Origin of the sequence: Acinetobacter sp. (assembly GCF_045628685.1) — a bacterium.
Taxonomy (GTDB): Bacteria; Pseudomonadota; Gammaproteobacteria; order Pseudomonadales; family Moraxellaceae; genus Acinetobacter.
The window spans coordinates 112,154-126,234 of the sequence record NZ_JAZQPV010000008.1 but is presented as its reverse complement, the minus strand read 5'-3'; the positions used below and the strand labels follow the sequence as shown (position 1 = coordinate 126,234).

Sequence of the window (14,081 nt, the reverse complement as noted above, 5' to 3'; positions counted from 1 at the left end):
AGGTTAAAGCAGTTCAGAGGAATAGCAACACGATATGATAAGCTAAAGTGTAGCTATGAGGGTGCAGTTGCATTAGCTTGTGTATTTATTTGGCTACCTTTATCGGGTAAATTCTATACTTGAAATGTCAACAGACCCTAAAATATATAATTTATTCTTGATGATGTGGTTTTAAGAGGCAGATATGAATCCTGTTTTTTTATTGCTTATGCTTTACGTGTCTTGGTCATTATTTTAAAAATAACCAGCTCAACTTTTTTGATTCAATCGGAAGGTTTTACCAGATTGGATTTAAGCCTTTTAGTTTTGATCTTTTATATCGTTATAAAGGGATATAAGTAAAAAAGACCTACATTATTTGAAGGATGATCGCGTTTTAAACTTCAATATGATTGACACCACAAAACCAAATAATAATCCCCAAAATGCTGAACCAATCCCGAAGAACTGTATTCCCGACGCACTGAATAAAAAGGTCATTAATGCAGCTTCTCGTCCACTGATATCTTGAAAAGCGATGGCAATGTTGTGACTGAGGGTGCCAAACAGAGCAATTCCAGCAAGTGCCACAATAAAAATGTGTGGAAATGACATCAGTAAGCTGGTTAAGGTTGCCGCGAAAAGACCCATCACAATATAGAAAAAACCGCAGCTCATTCCTGCAATATAACGTTTTTGAGGATCGGGATGCACTTGACCATCTAAGCTGACTGCCGCACTTATGGCAGCAATATTAATGCTATAGCAGCCGAAAGGGGCAAGTAGGGTTTGAGCAAGCCCAGTCCAGCCAATAAGGTGGTTCACATGGGGTTGATAGCCATAACTTTTGATTATGGCAATTCCGGGCAAATATTGAGATGCCATGTTAATCACAAATAAAGGCAGAGCTAAACCTAAAATCGCTGACCAGGTAAATTCAGGGCTAATCCATACCGGTTTGGCTAAGCTCCATTGTAAAACCGGAGTGTGAAAATCCATAAACATGGGACAAAGGATGAGTCCGGCGATAACGGTAATCACGATGCTATAACGAGATGACAGCCGTTTAGATAAAATGTAAACAGCTAAAAGTGAAAGAATAAATCCCAAATTGTTTTGCATACTTGCAAAAAGTGCAATGCCAAATTTGAGTAATACACCAGCAAGCATGGCACTGGTCAAGTTTTGTGGAATATAGGACAAAACTTTCTGAAAGATACCTAAAAAACCTAAAATAGTTGTGAGTAGCCCACAAATAAAAAATGCCCCAATGGCTTCATATAAGCTGTAGCCACTACCTGTCGCTAAAATAAGTGCAAGCCCAGCAGTTGACCAGGAGGTCGCAACAGGATATTTAAACTTCCAGGATAAAATTAAGCCTGAGAGTCCAATGCCTAAACCTAAGGCCCAAAACCAGGAGGTGACTTGTTCAGGCGTTGCTCCCAATATTTGCGCGGCTTGAATCACCAAGACCGCAGAAACACTAATGCCAATTAAAAAGGTAATGAAACCTGAAAATACTGCAGGGACAGAGAAGTCTTGGAAAATTTTTTGCATAAATCCTTTGCAATGATTATTTTACAATGGTGGAAAAGTATAATAATCATACACTTTTCATTTTTAAGCGCAAAGACATAACAATAATAATATATGGCACATTGAGAAGCTTAAATTATGGGTCGGTTCCTGAATTTATAAAGTTGATGTCGCAAGTTTAATTCCAAAACCACAGAATAAAAGTCCCACAGCCGCTACACAGGATGCAGTCACTTTATAGCGCTGGGTAAAATAAGTCGCCAGTTTAGCGCCTGAAAAAATCAGAATAGTTAAATAGCTCATGCTAATGATTTGTAATACCAATGCAAGTGCGGCAAAGGTAATTGCTGGATAGGGATAAGCAGGATCTACAAATTGTACAAAAAAGGACAAATAAAACAGAATGGCTTTAGGATTTAAAATACTAATTGTGAGTGCAGTTTTAAATGGCTGGAGTTGTTCAATATTCTTTTCAACTGTCGAGAGTTCTTTTTGTGAATGGACGGAATTCCAGGTGTGATAAGCCGCAATTAATAATTTGATGCCTAAATAGCTTAAATAGAGTGCACCAATAATTTTCAGTAGAATAAATAACCATGGGAAAGCATGCAGTAATGAAGCGGCACCTAAAGCGGTGAGTAAAATTAAAACAATGTCACCAGTATACACACCGAGTGCACTTTTATAACCGGCTTTTATACCAAAACGTGAAGCAATAGACATCACGTATAAAGAATTGGGTCCCGGCAATAATACAATTAAGGTTGTACCAATAATATAGGTGGTGAGATCGGTGATGCCGAACACAATAAATACACTCTCAAACAATAAAAAAAGCCGACTTGGTCACTATAACAAAATCGGCTTTTTTAATGGGGCAATATTGATGTTTTAAGCTTGTATTTCAGCATCTAAGCCAAAAGACTGGCGAAGTAATGTACTTAATTGATCACGGGCTTTAATAAAGCCGTCAATCCCGCTTTGTAAAAGTTGTGAAGACATCAAGTCATGTTCAATTTGTTGCTTAAAGGTTTCTTTGGTTAAAGGCGTAACTATGTGCTGACAATGTGCTTGTGCATGCTGGGTTGAAAGCTGCGGAACGACTTCACGTTGATTCTGTTCAAGCTCTGCCAAAAGGTTGGGTGAAACGGTAAGCAGGTCACAGCCCGCTAATCCAAGGACCTGATCAATGCTGCGGAAACTTGCGCCCATAATTTCCGTTTTAATACAGTGTTGTTTGTAAAAATGGTAAATTTGCTTTACTGAAAGCACACCCGGATCTTTATCAATAGGATAGTGATCTACATTTTCTGCTTTCTTATACCAATCTAGAATACGACCCACAAAAGGTGAAATGAGGGTTACATTGGCCTCTGCACAGGCTTGGGCCTGATGTAAACCAAACAATAATGTGAGATTACAGTGAATGCCTTCGGCTTCTAAAATTTTGGCTGCCTGAATGCCTTCCCAAGTCGAAGCGATTTTAATTAGGATACGGTTTTGGTCAATCCCATAGGCTTTATATAGCGCAAGCAGCTCTTTGGCTTTGGCCACCGTTTCATCGGTATCATAAGACAAAGACGCATCCACTTCGGTTGAAACACGTCCTTCAATCAGCTTAAGAATTTCAACACCAAACTTGACCGTGAGTATATCAATCGTACGCTCAACTAAAAGATCACCGCTATAACCTTCAGACTTGGCCTGTTCAAATGCATCTTCAATCAATTGTTTATTTTCAGGTTGAGTTGCAGCAGCCGTGATCAGTGAAGGATTGGTTGTTGCATCCCGTGGACGGAATTTTTTAATAGCGGAAAGGTCACTACTATCGGCAACAATAGTGGTTAAGCTTTTTAATTGGTTTAAGGCTGATTGAGTCATTAGTTTAATTCTTAAAGTTATTTCCCGTATATTTGTTATATCACAATCTGCTTTTAACCCAAGTAAAAAGCATGTATAAGCCCTGTCTATTTTGTGTTTTTGCGCGAATTTCGGATGTGATTAATCAAAAAATAAGCAGCTGCACCCAGTTGGCTTTCCCGACTCCAGACCAAATCGACAAAATATTCAAACTTGGGACTAAAATCTAAAAAGTTAAGAATTTTAAGTTGCTGCGTGATGTGGGGATTTTGATTGAGCATTTCCAAAGGTAACACGCCCCAGCCCAAACCTTGCATGATCATGGAGCAGGCTGAATGATGATTATCCGTGCGCCAGTATTTTTTTGAAAATAACAGTTCAGGCTTAATGGTTCGGTCTCGGCTGGCCACCACAATTTGTCGACTTTGCAAAATTTGCTCATAGTTGACTTGTTCAAATGCAGCGATAGGCGAGTCAATTGCGGCTACAGGCACCAACGCTTCACGTTTAAGTTCGACAAACTGTTCACGACTTTCCAATTGTTCACGTTCAAACATCAGTGCCAGTTGCGCCGTTTGATTGAGCAACATTTTCAAGGCATCTTCTTGCGGTGCTGAAAAAACATTAATTTGCAGTTCTGGGAATTGTTTTTCGATCAGTGAAATATAGTCGGTCCAGTGAGTGTGTAAAAGTTCGGAGACTACCACAATATTTAACGAGGACTCCAATCCTTTACTTAAAGCAAAAGCGTGTTGTTTCCACTGATTGATTTCAATGAGTAATTGCTCGGTTTTTTCATACAAGGTCAGCGCTTGTGGGGTGGGAATAGGCTCGCGTCCCAAACGTTGAAATAGCGATAAATTCAGATCTACTTCTAAATTGGCAATCGACATACTGACCGCAGAGGGGACTTTTCCCAACTTTCTTGCGGCAGCAGAAAATGAACCGGTTTCGATGACGGTCTTAAAAATAATCAGTTGTTCTTGGTTAATATTCATCTATCAAAACTTTTGAAAGAACCTAATTCGATTAATCAATAATATCAAAATAAAATGCCTTTACCCAAATGAATGAGTATAAAAATGTTGATTTCCAAAAGAAGGATTGTCCATGCGCTGAGCTATGAAATCATCCTGTTGATCATCATAGCGATTGCCTTAAGCTTTATTTTTGATATGCCGATGGAAGTGACTGGAATACTGGGGATTGTCATGGCAGTAACATCAGTATTTTGGAATATGATCTTTAATCATTTTTTTGAAAAGTTTGAAGCCAAGCGTCATTTGAAAAGAACGGTGGGTGTACGTAGTCTGCATGCAATCGGTTTTGAAGGGGGCTTAATGTTGGCCACTATCCCCATGGTAGCTTATGCTCTGGAAATGAGTATTGGGCAGGCCATTCTGCTGGATTTAAGTATGACCCTGTGTATTTTGGTATATACCTTTATTTTCCAGTGGTGTTATGACGCAATTGAAAATCATCTAAGGCTTAAGCGGGCTGATCTAGCATAAGGTAAAAATTAAGTATTGTTTCAACCAAAAATTCGGCTGTTTAAATTAAGTTAAAACTGAACCATTCTGGGGTTTTCGAGTCTGGTAAAAGATTTTGATATAAAATTGCTGTACATACATTAACCTAAAACTGACATTTTGAAGCATATAAGCGGCTTCATCTCCTCTATATTAAATCTTGCACTGCTTAAATATGAGAAAAGTGCATAATTTTTCTTAAAAAGTTATTTTAACCTTAATTTAAAAAGCATGATAAAAGGATAATACGAAGATGAATGATAATTTTGATCGTGACGTTGTAAAAAACCTTTCTAAAGATGCTCGAGATGATTTGAATGCAGATCCAATTACAGGTGAGCCAGGTGCACACCCAGTCGGAACAGGAGTGGGCGCAGCCGGAGGTGCCGTTGCTGGGGCAGCAGTTGGAGCAGTGGGTGGCCCAGTTGGCGCAATAGTCGGTGGCGCTGTAGGAGCAGTCGTTGGTGGTTTGGCAGGTAAAGGAGCCGCTGAAGCAGTCAATCCTACTGAAGAAGAAGCCTATTGGAGAGAGACGGCGCATACCACTCCATACTATGCAGAAACGCTTACCACCTATTCAGACTTAGATTATGAGCGTGATTATGAAAACGCTTATCGAATTGGTTATGAAAACCGTAATCATTATGATGCAAGTACAAGTTTTGAAGATGTGGAAAGTAATCTAAAAATTAAATGGGATCATGCCAAAGGGTTGTCTCGTTTAACCTGGAATGAAGCAAAAATTGCAGTAAAGGAAGCTTGGGATCGTGCGACACGATAAGACTTCCGAAGTCTCGTAATCTTTAAAATTAAAAGCCCTCGAAAGTTTAACTTTCGAGGGCTTTTAATTTAGGAAGACAAAGCAGTGGGCTTATTTTTCAATAATTGCTGTCACACCTTGACCGCCAGCAGCACAGATCGAAACAAGCACACGACCTGAACCTTTCTGGTTAATCAGTTTAGCAGCAGTGGCAAGGATACGACCACCCGTTGCTGCAAATGGATGACCTGCCGCTAAAGATGAACCTTTAACATTGAGTTTTGTACGGTCAATAGAACCAAGGGGAGCGTCTAAACCTAAACGTTCTTTACAGAATTTTGGATCCTCCCAAGCCTTCAAGGTAGAAAGTACTTGTGATGCAAAAGCTTCGTGAATTTCGTAGTAGTCAAAGTCCTGTAAAGTGATACCGGCACGTTCAAGCATACGTGGAACGGCATAAGCAGGTGCCATCAATAAACCTTCCTTTTTCTCTACAAAGTCTACTGCAGCAGTTTCCTGGAAGGTTAAGTAAGCAAGAACTTCATGACCATTGGCTTTCGCCCATTCTTCAGAAGCTAAAAGGACACAAGACGCACCGTCAGTAAGCGGTGTTGAGTTACCTGCAGTCATCGTGCGCGCATCGCCTTTACCAAATGCAGGCTTTAATTTTGCTAATTTTTCTGCAGTTGAATCAGGACGCAAGTTATTATCGCGCTCTAAACCCAGGAATGGGGTCATCAGGTCATCAAAGAAACCTTCTTCGTAGGCTGCTGCCATTTTTTGGTGTGAAGATGCAGCAAGTTCATCTTGAGCTTCACGAGAAATACCCCATTCAAGTGTGGTAATTGCCTGATGGTCACCCATAGACAAACCTGTACGTGGTTCACCGTTTTTAGGTGCATCCATCAAATCTTTCAGGTTGATTTTGGTTAAAGCTTTTAAACGGTCTTTAGCTGTTTTTGCAATGTTCAATTCAAGTAAAGCTTTACGTAAACCATCACCGAATGCAATCGGTGCGTCAGAGGTGGTATCTACACCACCTGCAATGCCGACTTCAATTTGACCCAAGGCAATTTTGTTTGCAACCAGGAATGCAGCTTGCAGGCCAGTACCACATGCTTGCTGAATATCATAAGCAGGCGTTTCAGGAGCAAGTTCAGTGTTTAATACACATTCACGTGTCATGTTAAAATCACGGCTATGTTTTAAAACTGCGCCCGCAACTACTTCGCCTAGGCGTTGACCTTGCAGATTAAAACGCTCAACCAGACCATTCAATACTGCGGTAAACATGTCTGAGTTGGAAGCCGTGAAATAAGCGCCGTTTGAACGAGCGAAAGGAATACGGTTACCACCGATAATAGCAACGCGGCGAACAGTGTTTTGACTCATGGATTTATCCTGTGGAACAGCAGTTTGAGTAGTAGATTCAGAATTTTTTGTAGTGGAAGCAGCACTTTTACTACGTGGTGACGTTGAACGAGTGCGAGTCGTTTTAGTCGTATTGCTTGCTGACTTTGTGGCAGTGCCAGAACTTTTAGCTGTACGCGCGGTACTTTTTGATGTATTTGACACAGTTTCCGTAGCAGAATTTTCAACTGTTGGATTTTCTTGAGTTGTTTTGCTCATCAGGCTTTTCCAAGCATTTTACAGTATTCTTGGCGTGTACGTTAACACAATCTAAAAACAGCTGAATTGACTCCAATGACATTAGACAAAGCATTCAGGTCAAGACATCCATGGTTTAACTCAAGTATGATTCTATGGAAACTGATGGATGTATTGAAATATAAGACTCTAGACATCATATTGAAGTTAAAAGGATATCTTTGAATCCATCAAAAATTAATTTGTATGAGAGATAATAAACATGACTGACCAATACCAAACATTCGCAAAATCTCCTATTGGTAAATTTGTCATCAAAAATTTAGGTTTGCCATCACCGATTTCTTTAGATCGTTTTGAGTCAGCAACTCCGGTAGTGAAGGGAGCCGTTTTATTCGGTGCTGCACCATCTTCAACTTTATCGGGTTCAATTGCACAAGTTCTTGCAAATATTCATGCCAACAGCTATGCCGGTAATAATACTGAATTACAGCAAGCCGCTGCAAAAACTGGCTTAAACCTGAGTGCATTTAATGACGGCGATAAAGAGTCCAAGTTTAAAGCCGTCATTTTTGATGCATCTGGTATTCAAAATTCAGAACAGCTTAAAGAGCTTTATCACTTCTTTAATCCGGTTGCCCGCCAAATCCAGTCTTCTGGCCGTGTGGTGATTGTCGGTATAACGCCTGAAACTGCAAAAACCGTAAAACAAGCCATTGCACAACGTGCACTTGAAGGTTTTGTGAAATCTGTGGCTAAAGAATTTAAAAAAGGTATTGCTGCGCAATTGGTCTATGTAGATGAGGGTGCTGAAACAAACCTTGAATCTACAGTGCGTTTTGTATTGTCGCCACGTTCCGCTTATGTTTCAGGTCAGGTGATTCGTGTTTCTAAAGCTGAAACGGTAGATGTCGACTGGGCAAAGCCATTGGCAGGTAAAACTGCAGTTGTGACAGGCGCGAGTCGTGGGATCGGTGAAGCGATTGCACATGTATTGTCACGTGATGGCGCACATGTAATTTGCCTGGACGTTCCTCAGCAACAGGCTGATCTTGACCGTGTCGCCGGGGAAATTGGCGGTTCGACTTTAGCCATTGATATTACTGCAAGCGATGCCGGTGAAAAAATTAAGGCTGCTGCGGCTGCTCAAGGTGGTCTGGATATTATCGTGCATAACGCAGGGGTTACCCGTGACAAAACTTTGGCAAACATGAAGCCTGAGTTATGGGATCTGGTGATTAACATTAACTTGTCTGCCATTGAGCGTGTAAACGATTACTTGCTTGAAAATAATGGCCTTAATACCAATGGTCGTATTGTTTGCGTATCTTCTATTTCAGGTATCGCAGGGAATTTGGGTCAAACCAACTATGCAACATCTAAAGCGGGTGTCATTGGTGTAGTGAAATTCACAGCGCCATTATTGAAGAATGGTGTAACCATTAACGCTGTTGCACCCGGTTTTATCGAAACACAAATGACTGCTGCAATTCCATTTGCGATTCGTGAGGCAGGCCGTCGTATGAACTCGATGAGTCAGGGTGGTCTACCTGTCGATGTTGCTGAAACCATTGCATTATTTGCATCTTCTGCTTCTACAGGTTTAAATGGCAACGTGGTACGTGTGTGTGGTCAAAGCTTGTTGGGTGCTTAATTTGCAAATAAAACTCCTTCTCCCTTTGGAAGAAGGTTGGGATGAGAGCTTAAAAAAGTTTTTTATTTGATTAAAACCTCTCACTAACCCTCTCTTAAGAAGAGAGGGAACTTCATAAAGATAAAACTTCCAAAGGTCCAGAATGAATACTCGCCATTTTAGTCAACTTCCAAAACCTTATTTAGCTTATCCGAAAGTGATTCAGGGCTTGATTTTTAAAAAGCCGAAGGGTGAAAAAGTGCTGCCACAAGTTGAATATGTGGTGGATTCATTCAAGGTCGATCCGAAACATCTGAAAGCTTATAATGAAGTCTGTGGCTTTAAGAATAATGGTTATATTCCAGCAATTTATTTGACGGTTCTTTCACAGAGCCTGCAAATGCACATGATGACATCAGAAGCATTTCCATTTCCGATCCTAGGCTTGGTGCATATCCGTAATCAGGTCAAGCAATATCGTAAAGTCGGCGTTAATGAAAGCTTGACCCTATCATGCAAATTTGGCAAATTACAGCCGCATGATAAAGGTGTGCAATTTGATTTCATTACTACAGTCAAAGTAGGGAATGAAGTGGTAGTTGATGGATTAACGACTTACCTGTCACGTCAAAAGACTAATGGTAAAGTTGCTGCTAAACCTGTAGAAAGTAAAGTGCCCGAATACAAACTGAATAATGAATGGAACATCTCGGAGAATACGGGTCGCCGTTATGCCATGACGTCAGGCGATTTTAACCTGATTCATATTCATGCAGTCACAGCGAAAGCCTTTGGCTTTAAACAGGCAATTGCACATGGAATGTGGAGCAAGGCCAAAGCACTGGCGAACCTGTCATTGCCAGATGCCTATGAAGCTGACGTCTGGTTTAAGTTACCGGTGTACTTGCCATCGAAAATTGAATTCCTGACAGCACAGGCAGCGAATGATACAGATTTCCTAATTCGAAACAGTAAAAATCAAAAACCACATGTAACCGGTCATATCAAAGCAATTTAAATCTGAATCAAAAACCTAAATCTGATTTAGGTTTTTTTGTTTTAAGCTCTTGTTAAATAATGACTGGTTTAGGGAAAGCACAGTTTAATGAACAAAATAAAACAATATATCTTCGCCAATCCAGAAAATTATCAGGGTTATGTTGATGAGCGTTTTAAAAACCTCGCCAAGCAGTTTAGCCGTATGCAGGATGCACGTACTGAACATGGGGGAGCTGCATTAGTCGTATATTTCCAAGGGCAAAAAGTCATGGATATTTACACCGGTAAAAAATCGGAAACTGAAAACTGGCAATCAGATACTTTGTCAGTGTGTTATTCCACGGGTAAAGGGGTACTTTCGACACTGGCTCATATTTTGGTCAGTGAAGGTTTTTTAGATTACGATACACCCGTAGCACAGTATTGGCCTGAATTTGCACAAAAGGGTAAAGCACAAATCACTTTGAGACATATACTGAGTCATCAAAGTGGTTTATATGACATTCGCAATCAGATTGAAACGGCATCTGAAATGGCGGACTGGAGTCATATGCTTGATGTTATTGCCAAATCCCAGCCCCGTTTTGAATTGGGCACAGGTGCAGCTTACCAGCCCTTAACTTTTGGCTGGCAAGTGGGTGGTACGCTTGAAAAGGCGACAGGAAAATCTTTGTCAGATTTAATGCAGCAGTATTTGGTTGACCCTTTGGCTTTAGATGGCGCCTACTTTGGCGTAGTTGAATCTGAGTTGACTCGAGTTGCAAGACCAATAGCAAAATTAAAAACACAAGCAAAACCTTCATCGCAAGTAAAACCAAAACAAAAGAAAGCTTCAGTATTTGAGAAGATAATTGAATGGTCAGGACAAAACCCGCAAGATTTCCAAGATGCCATGATTCCTAAAGGAATGAACAAATTTAGTTTCTTTAGCGATGAAGGTTTAAAAGCGGTGATTCCCGCTGCAAATGGCGTTTTCACAGCACATAGTTTGGCAAAAATTTATGCCATGTTGGCGAATTCTGGCACATGGAAGGGGGAGCAATTGATTCGCCCGGATATTTTTAAAGATTTAAGTACAGTTCAATATACCAAGCGTGACCGTATTATGCCGCTACCGATGCATTGGCGTTTAGGTTATCACCGGGTTTTAACTTTAGGGAAATCATCAAAAGGGTTTGGGCATATGGGCTTTAATGGTTCTGCTGCGTGGTGTGATCCTGAACGTCATTTAAGTTTTGCTTATACCCATAATTTTGCTACAGGATCAATTACAGGGGATTATCGTCTGTGGGGTTTAACTCAGGAAGCATTACGTTGCGCAGATGCAGCCTTAAAAAGGCGTAAGGGATGGTTTTAAACGGCATATTATTTAGAAATGTAAACATGCATATTCTGAAGGCATAAATTCGCTAAAAAGTATGATATTTTCCCAAGTTCAGAATCTCCCCATTCGGTTACCTTGATGAAAAAGCCGCTTCTTATTCCCTTAATTACTTCTTCTGTCTTGTTGGGCTGTCAGGATTCTACGCAGCCAAGTAGTGAAAATAATAAGCAAGTTGATCAGGTTTCTGAGCAAAAAGTCACAGTTGCGAAATGGGTTGGAGAATATCAGGGAACTACACCATGCCTGGGTTGTATTTCACGTTGTGAGGAATGTCCGGGTATGGCAGTAGATTTAGTGCTCAATCAGGACAGGACTTATACTTTAAAACAGGAAAGCTTAAGTGGTCATAATGAAATCGAAACGATTAAAGGCCATTTTCGATTTGATAATCCCGATCAGACTAAACTTGAATTAATGCAGGTCAAGACTCGCAATTTAATCTATGTGGATTTAGATCAGCAACTGATTGAAATATTGGAAGATCAGACTGGGAATATTTATAATTCTGAAGATGATTTTATTTTAGAAAAGAATATTTAGTTCATTTTTTAAAGTTATTGCAAAATCGAAAAAATAGTTTTACATATCTCGCATTTGATTGAACGCTTTTGCAGATTGTTCATTCACTCTTGGGCAAAAAAACAGTATGCTTAGACCTGTAAAAAGGAGCATACATGTATCAAGTACTTGCGCGTAAATATCGTCCACGTAATTTTATTGAATTGGTTGGGCAAAACCATGTGTCACGAGCACTCACCAGTGCCTTAGAACGTGGTCGTTTACACCATGCGTATTTATTTACTGGCACACGTGGCGTAGGTAAGACTACGATAGCGCGTATTTTGGCAAAGTGCTTGAACTGTGAAACGGGTGTAACTTCTACGCCGTGTGAAGTGTGCGCAACCTGTAAAGCAGTCAATGAAGGTCGTTTTATCGATTTGATTGAAATTGATGCGGCATCACGTACCAAAGTTGAAGATACACGTGAACTGCTCGATAACGTTCCCTATGCACCAACGCAAGGTCGTTTTAAGGTCTATCTCATCGATGAAGTGCATATGCTTTCTACGCATTCATTCAATGCGTTATTGAAAACTTTGGAAGAGCCACCTGAACACGTCAAATTCCTTTTTGCAACGACCGATCCACAAAAGCTTCCTATTACCGTCATTTCTCGCTGTTTGCAATTTACTTTGCGTCCACTTGCTGTGGATGAAATTACTGAACATCTCACCCATATTTTACAGAAAGAAGAGATTCAGGCAGAACAGGACGCAATCTGGCAAATTGCTGAATCTGCACAAGGTTCACTCCGTGATGCACTGTCTTTAACTGACCAGGCGATTGCCTATGGTCAGGGTGCAATTCAGCATCAAGATGTTAAAGAGATGTTGGGCTTGATTGACCGAACCATTATTTATGATCTGGTTTCAGCCATCCATCAAAATCAAAAGCAACATGTTAGTGAATTGTTGATGCAATTTAGACAACAAGCTTTAGATGTTTCGCTGGTTTTAGATCAGTTGATTTCCACCTTGCATGAACTGGCTTTACTGCAATATTTACCAGATTTAAGTCTGAAATATAGTGCTGAAATTAATAAAAAAATTATGCAATTATCGCAGCTGATTTCAGCTCAAGATTTACAATTGTACTATCAGGTGGCTTGTAAAGGCCGTGCGGATTTGCAACTTGCGGTGACACAAGAGCAAGGTTTTGAAATGTGCGTGTTACGCTTGCTTGCGTTTCGACCATTACAACCGAATGAAGTTTTGGTATCCGCACCCCAGCAGGTTCAGCAACAAGCGCCACAAATCGCCGTTCAAGCACCTGTACAAAATGCACAACAACAAATTGATGAATATCAAGAACCGGCAGCACCAGCTGCAGAAATTCAATCACAGTTAAGTTCACAGAATCCAGAACCCTCTTCGGATGATTTTCTGGATGAACCAATGCTTGATGTTGCTAAGCCAAATTCAACAGCAAGCTCAGATCAAATTGTATTTGATCCTGCTTCGGAAGATGCCCTGTTCGATTTAGATGAATCGAATGACGATTTTCAGGCCGTATCTGATAACGTCAAGCAAGAAGAGGCAAGCAGTGATGATTTCCTATTTGATGAAATTGCTCCATTAAATGATACTTTCGCTGCTGAAACTACAAACTCTCAAGATGATTCTCAAGACAACATTGCTGTAGCGGCTCAAGAAGAAGATTTGTTCTTAAGCCAAGAACAGATGCCAATTGAGGCTGTACAAGCTGAAGTTACGGCAGTCGAGGTTATCGATGAGCCTGTTATGGAATTACAACAACCGAGCCTTGAAGAAAAGCAAGTTGCGGTTGAAAGTGTATTGGCTCAAAATCCGGGCTTAATGCCACAAGATATTTTAAGACTCACCCCTCAACAGCTTGAAGGTGATTGGACCGTAGACAAGTGGGAATACTGGTTTAGAAATAGCACTTTAACACCTGCTGTGCAGGAACTGGCACAACAAGGCGTGATGACCGGTCAAATTGATGGGGAGTCGTTATTCCATATTCCACCCCAATATGAACAGTTGTTAAATCAGTTACAGCACACCTTAGAGCAAGCATTAAAAAATGAATGGCCGAATACGCATTTTCAGGTCAAATATGCTGAAGTTGAGGCAACCACGCCATATAGCATGCAAAATCAACGTAAAGAAAAGGCCTATGCACGTGCTTCAGAGCTCCTTCATGCAGAAGCCGCGGTAAAGGATATTCTGCAAAACTTTGATGGTGAAATACAGAATATCCAGCTCAAATAAG

Annotated in this window: 12 protein-coding genes and 1 pseudogene; 8 read left to right on the top strand and 5 right to left on the bottom strand. The window is 40.5% G+C overall.

Annotated features, from left to right (window positions below):
- A pseudogene (locus ACKI4H_RS01815) lies at positions 1-123 on the top strand (IS5/IS1182 family transposase); the annotation flags it as partial.
- Positions 124-354: 231 nt separating this feature from the next.
- Here ACKI4H_RS01815 and ACKI4H_RS01810 read toward each other — a convergent pair.
- The 4 genes from ACKI4H_RS01810 to ACKI4H_RS01795 form a co-directional block, all read right to left on the bottom strand.
- The gene (locus ACKI4H_RS01810; RefSeq protein WP_407303440.1) at positions 355-1,536 is read right to left on the bottom strand and encodes a benzoate/H(+) symporter BenE family transporter; all 1,182 of its coding nucleotides are present in this window, start codon (positions 1,534-1,536) and stop codon (positions 355-357) included.
- Positions 1,537-1,671: 135 nt separating this feature from the next.
- Complete coding sequence (gene leuE / locus ACKI4H_RS01805; protein WP_407303446.1) at positions 1,672-2,322, bottom strand: leucine efflux protein LeuE; 651 nt, start codon at positions 2,320-2,322, stop codon at positions 1,672-1,674.
- 84 nt (positions 2,323-2,406) lie between these two features.
- Positions 2,407-3,396: a transaldolase gene (gene tal, locus ACKI4H_RS01800; protein ID WP_407303439.1), complete on the bottom strand. Its 990-nt coding sequence runs from the start codon at positions 3,394-3,396 to the stop codon at positions 2,407-2,409.
- Between the two features lie 86 nt (positions 3,397-3,482).
- Entirely contained in the window at positions 3,483-4,373 is an 891-nt protein-coding gene (locus ACKI4H_RS01795) for a LysR family transcriptional regulator (protein WP_407303438.1), read from the bottom strand.
- Positions 4,374-4,457: 84 nt separating this feature from the next.
- Here ACKI4H_RS01795 and aceI point away from each other — a divergent pair, with 84 nt between their 5' ends.
- Both aceI and ACKI4H_RS01785 read left to right on the top strand, forming a co-directional pair.
- Positions 4,458-4,886: a chlorhexidine efflux PACE transporter AceI gene (aceI, locus tag ACKI4H_RS01790; RefSeq protein ID WP_407303436.1), complete on the top strand. Its 429-nt coding sequence runs from the start codon at positions 4,458-4,460 to the stop codon at positions 4,884-4,886.
- A 271-nt stretch (positions 4,887-5,157) separates the two neighbouring features.
- Positions 5,158-5,685, top strand: coding sequence for a hypothetical protein (locus ACKI4H_RS01785; RefSeq protein WP_407303435.1), 528 nt, complete (start codon positions 5,158-5,160; stop codon positions 5,683-5,685).
- Positions 5,686-5,775: 90 nt separating this feature from the next.
- Here the strand turns inward: ACKI4H_RS01785 and ACKI4H_RS01780 are convergent, their stop codons facing one another.
- Positions 5,776-7,293, bottom strand: coding sequence for an acetyl-CoA C-acetyltransferase (locus ACKI4H_RS01780; RefSeq protein ID WP_407303434.1), 1,518 nt, complete (start codon positions 7,291-7,293; stop codon positions 5,776-5,778).
- Between the two features lie 241 nt (positions 7,294-7,534).
- Here ACKI4H_RS01780 and ACKI4H_RS01775 point away from each other — a divergent pair, with 241 nt between their 5' ends.
- The 5 genes from ACKI4H_RS01775 to dnaX all read left to right on the top strand — a co-directional run bounded on the left by ACKI4H_RS01775 (position 7,535) and on the right by dnaX (position 14,080).
- Positions 7,535-8,926 carry a 3-oxoacyl-ACP reductase gene (locus ACKI4H_RS01775; RefSeq protein WP_407303432.1) on the top strand — a complete coding sequence of 464 codons (1,392 nt, stop codon included), beginning with the start codon at positions 7,535-7,537 and terminating at the stop codon, positions 8,924-8,926.
- A gap of 142 nt (positions 8,927-9,068) precedes the next feature.
- Positions 9,069-9,923 (top strand): MaoC family dehydratase, encoded by an 855-nt coding sequence (locus ACKI4H_RS01770; RefSeq protein WP_407303430.1) that lies wholly within the window; start codon positions 9,069-9,071, stop codon positions 9,921-9,923.
- A gap of 87 nt (positions 9,924-10,010) precedes the next feature.
- The gene (locus ACKI4H_RS01765; RefSeq protein WP_407303429.1) at positions 10,011-11,261 is read left to right on the top strand and encodes a serine hydrolase domain-containing protein; all 1,251 of its coding nucleotides are present in this window, start codon (positions 10,011-10,013) and stop codon (positions 11,259-11,261) included.
- A 105-nt stretch (positions 11,262-11,366) separates the two neighbouring features.
- Positions 11,367-11,828, top strand: a complete 462-nt coding sequence (locus ACKI4H_RS01760; RefSeq protein ID WP_407303428.1) for a copper resistance protein NlpE N-terminal domain-containing protein — start codon at positions 11,367-11,369, stop codon at positions 11,826-11,828.
- 134 nt (positions 11,829-11,962) lie between these two features.
- Positions 11,963-14,080, top strand: coding sequence for a DNA polymerase III subunit gamma/tau (gene dnaX / locus ACKI4H_RS01755; protein WP_407303427.1), 2,118 nt, complete (start codon positions 11,963-11,965; stop codon positions 14,078-14,080).
- Position 14,081 lies beyond the last annotated feature (1 nt).

Excerpts from the sequence above, each read along its gene's own strand:
- tal (WP_407303439.1), bottom strand. The coding sequence starts at position 3,396 with ATGACTCAATCAGCCTTAAACCAATTAAAAAGCTTAACCACTATTGTT.
- dnaX (WP_407303427.1), top strand. The coding sequence starts at position 11,963 with ATGTATCAAGTACTTGCGCGTAAATATCGTCCACGTAATTTTATTGAA.
- ACKI4H_RS01785 (WP_407303435.1), top strand. The coding sequence starts at position 5,158 with ATGAATGATAATTTTGATCGTGACGTTGTAAAAAACCTTTCTAAAGAT.
- ACKI4H_RS01780 (WP_407303434.1), bottom strand. The coding sequence starts at position 7,293 with ATGAGCAAAACAACTCAAGAAAATCCAACAGTTGAAAATTCTGCTACG.
- ACKI4H_RS01810 (WP_407303440.1), bottom strand. The coding sequence starts at position 1,536 with ATGCAAAAAATTTTCCAAGACTTCTCTGTCCCTGCAGTATTTTCAGGT.
- ACKI4H_RS01775 (WP_407303432.1), top strand. The coding sequence starts at position 7,535 with ATGACTGACCAATACCAAACATTCGCAAAATCTCCTATTGGTAAATTT.
- ACKI4H_RS01795 (WP_407303438.1), bottom strand. The coding sequence starts at position 4,373 with ATGAATATTAACCAAGAACAACTGATTATTTTTAAGACCGTCATCGAA.
- ACKI4H_RS01765 (WP_407303429.1), top strand. The coding sequence starts at position 10,011 with ATGAACAAAATAAAACAATATATCTTCGCCAATCCAGAAAATTATCAG.
- aceI (WP_407303436.1), top strand. The coding sequence starts at position 4,458 with ATGTTGATTTCCAAAAGAAGGATTGTCCATGCGCTGAGCTATGAAATC.
- ACKI4H_RS01770 (WP_407303430.1), top strand. The coding sequence starts at position 9,069 with ATGAATACTCGCCATTTTAGTCAACTTCCAAAACCTTATTTAGCTTAT.
- ACKI4H_RS01760 (WP_407303428.1), top strand. The coding sequence starts at position 11,367 with ATGAAAAAGCCGCTTCTTATTCCCTTAATTACTTCTTCTGTCTTGTTG.